This window comes from Enhygromyxa salina (assembly GCF_000737335.2).
Taxonomy (GTDB): domain Bacteria; phylum Myxococcota_A; class Polyangia; order Nannocystales; family Nannocystaceae; genus Plesiocystis; species Plesiocystis salina_C.
In genome coordinates, this window is the sequence record NZ_JMCC02000200.1 from 1 (window position 1) to 7,543 (window position 7,543).

The window sequence follows — 7,543 nt, forward strand, 5'->3', positions numbered from 1 at the left end:
AGCTGCAACTCGGCCGGCCGACTGTCACGCAGGGTCATGCCGAGGCTGTGCAGCCCCGTGGTGATCGTGGGACAACATCTCGCAAATAACGCGGGACGGTACACTTGGTGTAGAAACCGAGCGAGCTTCTCCTCAACCTTTGGTTTGAGGGGAATGTGAACGGATTTTATTGCGGTGTATCCGGAGCCAATCGAGCGAGACTGCATCGATCACGTGATCGCCTTGAACGAGCGGCGGTTCTGAGGGGCGTCCGCGCCTTCGTCGACTGCTATCATTCAGGGTTCTGAGAAGGACAGGGGCATACACCACTCGACATGTCTATATTGCACAATCCTGACAGTTCCACGCTGCCGGACATCACATACAAAATTTGAGCGTTAGGTGCGGGGGCGTGCGCAGGGATCCATGACTATACATTTGTACGAGTTTCACGACCGGGTCGGGAGACTCGACGGCATTGAGCTGCTTCAGCCACACGTGCCGCGCTTCCCAGTCATCGTCAAGCTCGCACTTGCACACGATCAAGTTTGCGAGTGCACGATCGCGGGCTTCTTGCTCCGCCTCCGTACACGCGAGAAGTGCGTGAGCGTAGCAGCGATGGGCTGTGCTCAGGTCGTCGAGCATGTGGGCTGCGACCCCGAGGTTGTACCAGCCGGGTCCATAGTCAGGGTGTCGACTGGTCGCAAGTTCGAAGAACCTCTTGCCATCGCGCAGCAAACCGACCTGTGCGAGGCTCACTCCCTGCCAGCTGATCATGCGCCCACTGTCGAGGTCGGGGTCCTGTGTATGAATCTCGATCAAGCGCGAGAGCGCGTTCTCGGCTAGGAGGTCGTGGTGAAACCCCATGCGCCACCTGGCTTGTCCTTTTCGCAGAGGGCTTCGTTGCCAGAACTTAAAGTGGGTCCACCTCAGCGGCATTTTGGCGCCCCTCCCTCGACGAAAAATACGGCGCCAAGAGGCACGTGGAGTTTCACCACAGGCTGCAAGCTTGTCGCGGTCTTGCGCCCTTGCGAGGGCCAAGATCTGTTCGATGATCATGTCACTATTGGGGTGAATCTCGCTCGCGTGCTCGAGCATAGCGAACGCTTCGTTCACTCGTTGCAGTCGCCAGAGGGCCGTCGTGTGAGTCACGCATAGCATGATTCGCATGCGATCATCGTCATCTGCAACTAGGCCATGTGCTTTCTCGAGCAATGCCAGTCCCTCGTCGAATCGACCGCAACGATTCATGGCTACGGCACAGTTATGAGCCACTTGAGCATTGTCTGGGTCTGCGGCCAGCGCCTGCATACATGCTCGAAGTGCGCCCTCGTTGTCGCCAAGCCGTGCCAGACCGTAGCCAAGATTGAGCAGGTCGGAAGGAGAACGCTCGATATCTTGTTCACCGTCGTCAACTCGAAAGCGACGTGTATCGATTTCGATCAAATCAGTAGTATCCAAGAGCGCGAGCCGAAAATCTGTCATCGAGTCGAAACGATCGGCTGGCTCTCGGGCGAGTGCACGACGGATGACACTGTCGAAGGCTACATGGCGAGCAGGCAACGAAGGGACCTCTGCGGCGATAATCGACGCTCGTAGTTGCTCGAACGACCGTCCCATGAAGGGCCGAACACCCACGAGCAATTCGAACAAGATGATGCCGACTGAAAACTGATCAGACTTCGGGGTGGCCTGATATGGCCGCTCCAGCTGCTCCGGGGCCATGTAGGGGAGCGTTCCGACGAGCCCCGAGTGATGAGTCGAGAAATCGATGGGTCCGCGGAGCTCCTTCGTGATGGACTCGGCGTCGAGTTTGGGGCTTGGCCGTGCGAGGCCGAGGTCGCCGACCTTGGCGTTGCCTTGCCTGTCGAACAAGATATTCGAGGGCTTAATGTCACGGTGCACGATTCCCTCATTGTGCAGATACTCGAGCCCCAAGCTGACTTGGCAGATGATCGCTACGCACTCCTCGATGGGGATGCTCCGTTGGTCGAGCTGGGTGCTCAGATCACCGCCCGGCATCCACTCCAACATGAGCATCTGACCACCACTGCCGTAGCGTAGCAGCGTCATCGCTTTCACGACATGCGGATGGCTGAGCTGGATCCAGACCCCTGCCTCACGACGAAAACGGTCGAGCACTTCGCCCTCCCACGACTGGACGTGGGAAAATGTCTTCAGGGCGATTATTGGCTCGGTCCATTCGCGGTACCTGACATCGCGCGCGGCCAGGACCTTGCCCATTCCGCCCTCGATGATTGACTCCACCCGAAAGGTCCCGTTGACGTAGTCACCGACCGCAAATTCCATGGATCACTTTATCCTCTCGATTGGGGTGCCACTACGAACCGCGACAATGCGACGAATGATCGCTTCAGTGACACGACCAATAGCTGGGTCTGAGGCACCGGGGCGATATCCCGTCGATGGAAACTCGGCGTACGCTGATGCATCTTCGAGCAGGCGTACCACCGCCCCAAAATCGCCAGACCTGGGTGCGTAGGTCGGCACCAGCCTCACGATCTCGGCGAGCGCATCTTGGGTGACATCGATGCCCAGACGCGACGCAACCCGCTCGAGGACCATCGTGAGTTCTTCGTTCGACGCAACGGGCATGTTCAGATTTGACGCGCGTGTCTTTAAGCTCTCTCCTAGGCCGGCGAAGATCTCATCGTTGGTCGACAGCAGTACCCGAACCTGCGGACTAGCGATGAGGCTCGCCACGGCATCGTCGGTTTGCACGTTCGCGTGAGACAGATGGATCAGGACGCGGCCCTTGAGCTTGTCCAGTCGTGCGCAGATGTCCGCGACTTCGGATGTCGCGAGCGACGGCTTTGCTCGCAGCAGAGAAACTGGCTGCGGGCGCGACTGCTCTGCGAGATGGTGGGCGAGGTCATCGATGAGACTTCGCCTTCCCGAGCCGTCTGGGCCGCGCAAGAGCACAATTCGTGGTGTGTGCTGGCTGATCGTAAGGCGCTGGAGTTCGCGTAGAACACGACGTCGACGGACTGGTCGTTCAAGTTTGCTCGTTCGAGCGAGCTCGACCAAATCCTCGAGCTTGGCGCAGTCTGGAACCTGCGACGTGTGGGCTGGCGTCCAGCCTTCGTGGGCTGGGTCTACACTCAAGATCCAGGGCCAGGGGCTTCCCGTGGTTTCTCGCCAGCGAATCTGGGTTGCATGCGCGGCGAGCCTAAACGCCTCACGCAATGGGCGATCGCTCAGCTCAGCGTAAAAGTGCCGAGCAAACTCCGCAGCAGTTTTGTCTTCAATGAGACTCGAGGTAGCGATGACAGCCTTGACACCCGAATTGCGAAGACCTTCAACCATCGATTCCGTTGTGCAGCCGTTGAGGAACACGAGCTCGACACGATTTTGCGCGCCGATGTAGCCTGCGAGGCTTTGGCCATGGGCAAGCTCGGGAATGCCCGCATGCGACCGGAACATGAGGCCACCGTCAGCTGCATGACCGCCAATGTGAACGATCAACGGACACGATCGAAGGCGTGAGACGCGAAAGCTCGCAATTGCAGCGTCGATGCTGGCATTGTTGATGACATAGACCTCGGACAAGATCCCTCTGTCGACGAGAGGATCGAGCGCATCTCGGATTGAGCTTTCTTCTTCCTCAAGCGCGGGCAAGTGTTGGCTGTTGGCGAATAGCAGAATCGCGGCTGGATTTGGTGCGGTCACCCACCCGCCTCCCTTGCAGCGGTGATTAACTCCGCGTATTCGGTACACTCGGCCGCGAGCGTTCGCAGGGCTTGGCGATGCGCGGGCTTGCCCTCGACGCTGGCTCGCTCGAGAGCCGTAGCGATGCGTGGCAGTGGTGAAGCGCAGATGTGCTGGAAGCTGGGGTTATAGAAGCTAATCATCGGGTGGAAATCCTGCGGTTGGCCACTCGAGTCGGCTACCATGCTGAGGTATACGCTGGCGAGCTCGCCCGCATACGCGAAGTTTCCAAGCATGGCGTGGATGAAGGCCGCATTGGACAGAGCGAAAGCAGCCTGGCTCCCGTTCTCATTCGCGGCGACTTGCATCATGTCGTTCAAGGCCTCGATCCATCGCCAGCCACGCCGGAGCTCCAGCGCATCGTTGAGCCGGCAGTCGGGCCCGCCGATTACGAACGCGTCCAAGTCGTCGATCGTCACTGACTCGAGTGAGGCATCGAACTCCTCCCCGGCCTGGTGTAGCGCTTCGTACAAAGAGATCCTAAATGGCGAGTCACGGGCGACGGTCAAGATGGTGTCGAGCATGGAATGCATGCCAGGGAAGACTCGGGCCGTGTCGACAAAAATCGCAAACGCGAGTTCGATCATGTCCGCATCGAGACTCGCTTGGATGAACTTCTCGCGGTAGAGCAAGTGAAGGGGCTCAATGCGGACTGCGCGTGCTAGCAGCATTCCAGCGCGGTCATGCTTTTCTTCCAAGCTAGCGAGGACGGCCAAACCATGCATTGCAGCGTCACAGCTTTCATGGACATCGAGCGCATGCTCGAACACGACTCGCGCCTCTTCGTAGCACCCGGCGACGAGCAGGCGCTCACCTTTGCTTGCAATTTGTGCTGCATCTGGTCGGTCCGGATGACGGATCGACGTCCGCTCGAAGTGCGGTTGAACCTCCAGGAGCTGACCTTGATACGGGACCAGGACTTTGGTTGGGCGGTAGGGGATGCCGATGAGCGCCGGTCGTTGGTGGTCGAAGACCCGGCACAGCACGCGCGCATCCGCGGCGAGCGCGCTGGCCCGACCGGGCCACGGCGAGTTGGGTTTGGGGATCCGCACCACGTTGTAGCCCGCCATGCCGACGAGGTTGACAAGCGAGAAGGTCGCTACGTGTTCCGCGTCGTGGACCTGCTTTTGGATCACGTACCCGCGACCAAAAATCTCGATTCGTTTTCCGCTCGCTTGCGTTGTCCCATGGATCTCGAATACGAAGTTCTCCGTCATGACTTGGCTGCCCCAGCCGGCACACTCAGCGTGTTGTCGTGGACCGCCTAACATTCTATACTAGCTGTCTGCGCAAGCTCAAATGCCGAGCATCGGCCAGTGAGTCTCCACGAACTGGTACAGCAGTCTGTCCTCGGGGCGACGATGGGGACGCCGCAGCCACACCGAGCTCCGTCCTGCCGACTGGCTGGCCTGGGACAGCTTCGGTCGAGCCAACGGTGTCGCGTCACTGTCGGAGCTGCGCCAGCGGCTCGCCAAGATCCGCCGCTGCGCCAAGATCGCCAGCCGACCGGAGATCGGCTGCTGCATGATCGCCGAGGCGCGAGTCTGGCCGCGCGATCGCTGGATCCCCAGCCCAGCGACTGGCGCCCGCGGACCGTGGTCGGTGCGACCTACGACCTGACCAAGTCCGAGGGACGCCGGGTCTGGCTCGAAGCTCGGCGGCGAGGCTCGGCTGAGGTGCTATCGACCTTCGCGGGCGAGCCCGCGATCCGCTACGGCAAACCAGTCCTCACGCGACCACGCCAGGGCCAGGGGATTTTTCGCGTGTCCGTCCTCGAGACCTACGAGCGAGCATGTGGGGCCACGAACGAACGCTCCTTGCCAGTCCTAGACACCGCACACATCCGCCCCCTCGCCGACGGCGGCGCTCATGACCTCGACAACGGCCTCGCGCTGCGGGTCGACCTGCACCGGCTCTTTGATCGAGGATACGTGACCTTCGACCGCGAGCGCCGGCTCGTGGTCAGCCGACGCCTCCACGAGGAGTTCGACAACGGCAAGACCTACTACGAGATGGAAGGTAGGCCGCTCCGCGAGCCAACGGAGCAAACCCCGACGTCGCGCTCGCGTGAGATCGAGACCACGTCTTCGTCGGGTGAGTCGCGCCCAGTGCAAGGAGCGGACCCACGTCCGCCGGACTCAGCCCGCCAGCTGCCCGAGCACCGGTGCTGTGGATGTGCTGCGAGTCTGCTCCAACGGCCGCACCGCCCCGGAACTGCACGGACCCACGCGGAACGAAGAACTCCAGTGATTCCAACGGGATGCGTGCCAAGTCCGCGCCATCATTACGGTTCTTCGCACCCCGTCGGAGACCCTAGCAGCCCGTGGTGCAATGCCTCACGCCACCTCGCTTGGCCTTTTCGCCGAGGGCAGTGTTGCCGAAACTTGCAGTACGCCCTCCATGAGAAGGCTGGTCTCTGTCAAGAAAATGTTGACTTTTTCTGAAGTAAGCCTTGGCGACTCCAACCACGTGAGATCCGCTTCCCCCGCCAGGCCTCCATACGCACTCTTGGTGAACCCTGTGGGTGGGCTCGGTGCAAGTTGGGATCCGACAGGTCCGGGCGCTGCAATCCGGTACACGGTTTTGGCGAAAGCCACCTGGGCGTACTACGCAGTCGTCCTGGACGAGGCGGTGGGGCCGGTCCCCATCGTGGAATTTTGTCGCGTTGTTAGGCTGCTTCGGTCACGTCCTTTTGAGGTTGGGCCTGCTGAGGTTTGTACGTCTCGCCGCTCTTCCACAGCGCATGGAGTATAGTCGCTAACTTCCGCGCGACGGCGATCGCGGCGCGTTTCTTCGCGTTCTTTCCTCCGCGTGCGATCAGGCGGTAGCCGAACGTCCGCAGATCGGACTCTGGCCCGAACGGACCAAGGATGTACTGTGCTGCTTGGACGAGGACCCTCCGCAAGATCCGATCTCCCGATTTGCGGATCGGCAGGTCGGGATCGTTGTCTCCTGACTGACATCGTCGGGGCACCAAGCCGATGAAGGCGCCAGCGGTACGACTGTTTGGGAAGCGGTGCGGATCCTCGATGATCAGCACAAAGGTCAGCGCTGTTAGATCGCCAACACCAGCGATCTGAGTGAGGCACGCTGTCTCGGGGAACTCTTCCTTGCAGAGCCGAGCGATCTCCCGGTCGTGTGCGCGGATCTGAAGTGAGACCTGCTCCAGGCATTTCATCAGTGGCTCGAGTGCTGGGCGTAGTGCTGGATCGATGGCAGGGGTGAGCTTGTGAAAGCTGCGAGTCGAGCTCCTTGGCATCCGAGCTCCGAGCGTCTTGACCACGCCGCGGACATGGTTGACGAGGCTCGTCCTCGTCGTCACGAGTTGCTCGCGACCTCGAACCACAGCCAAGGCGATCTGGACGCGCTCCGACCTGGGACGCAGTGGGTACAGCAGCACAGGGTCGGCGCGTCCCAGGCGAGCGAGGTACTCGGCGTCCACCCGATCGTCCTTGTTGTCGGCCCCGCGCATCCGTACCTTCCGGGGGTTGGCGATGATCACCTCGTGCCCGAGCTCGGAGATCACCCGTTGCATCCAGCCAGTGTGAGTCCCCGCTTCGAGGATGACCCTGCTCATCTTCTTCCCGCTGAAGTAGTCAACGACGTGCGCGGGTGTCGTCTGGATCTGTGAGCGCTCCAGCACCTTCGCTGTCGCTCCGTCGAGCATGCAGGCGTGGGTGTAATTGTCTCCGAGATCGAGCCCGATCACTGTGGTAGTCTTCATCTTCGTCCTCCGTGTGCTCTCAACTGGGCACCAAGCCCGCTTGACCTTGGGAGTCAGAGTGACATCCCGGCGGCCATGGGGGGCGGCCTTCTCATCCCATCCGGTACAGCT

5 protein-coding genes are annotated in these 7,543 nt (G+C 60.7%); 1 reads left to right on the forward strand and 4 read right to left on the reverse strand.

Annotated features, from left to right (window positions below):
* Positions 1–357: 357 nt before the first annotated feature.
* From DB30_RS39775 to DB30_RS39785, 3 genes are read right to left on the reverse strand one after another with little or no spacing between them, the layout of a single operon-like run.
* Positions 358–2,289: a protein kinase domain-containing protein gene (locus DB30_RS39775; RefSeq protein ID WP_052559237.1), complete on the reverse strand. Its 1,932-nt coding sequence runs from the start codon at positions 2,287–2,289 to the stop codon at positions 358–360.
* A 3-nt stretch (positions 2,290–2,292) separates the two neighbouring features.
* A complete protein-coding gene (locus DB30_RS39780; protein ID WP_146662787.1) occupies positions 2,293–3,669 on the reverse strand; it encodes a CHAT domain-containing protein in 1,377 nt (458 codons plus the stop codon).
* The gene (locus DB30_RS39785; protein ID WP_146662789.1) at positions 3,666–4,925 is read right to left on the reverse strand and encodes a tetratricopeptide repeat protein; all 1,260 of its coding nucleotides are present in this window, start codon (positions 4,923–4,925) and stop codon (positions 3,666–3,668) included. The genes DB30_RS39780 and DB30_RS39785 overlap by 4 nt, the downstream gene beginning before the upstream one ends.
* Before the next feature lie 144 nt (positions 4,926–5,069).
* On the opposite strand from DB30_RS39785, the gene DB30_RS43350 reads away from it, so the two are divergent.
* Positions 5,070–6,152 carry an HNH endonuclease gene (locus DB30_RS43350; protein WP_420870703.1) on the forward strand — a complete coding sequence of 361 codons (1,083 nt, stop codon included), beginning with the start codon at positions 5,070–5,072 and terminating at the stop codon, positions 6,150–6,152.
* Positions 6,153–6,376: 224 nt separating this feature from the next.
* Here DB30_RS43350 and DB30_RS39795 read toward each other — a convergent pair whose 3' ends face one another.
* Positions 6,377–7,417 carry an IS110 family RNA-guided transposase gene (locus DB30_RS39795; RefSeq protein WP_205633183.1) on the reverse strand — a complete coding sequence of 347 codons (1,041 nt, stop codon included), beginning with the start codon at positions 7,415–7,417 and terminating at the stop codon, positions 6,377–6,379.
* Positions 7,418–7,543 lie beyond the last annotated feature (126 nt).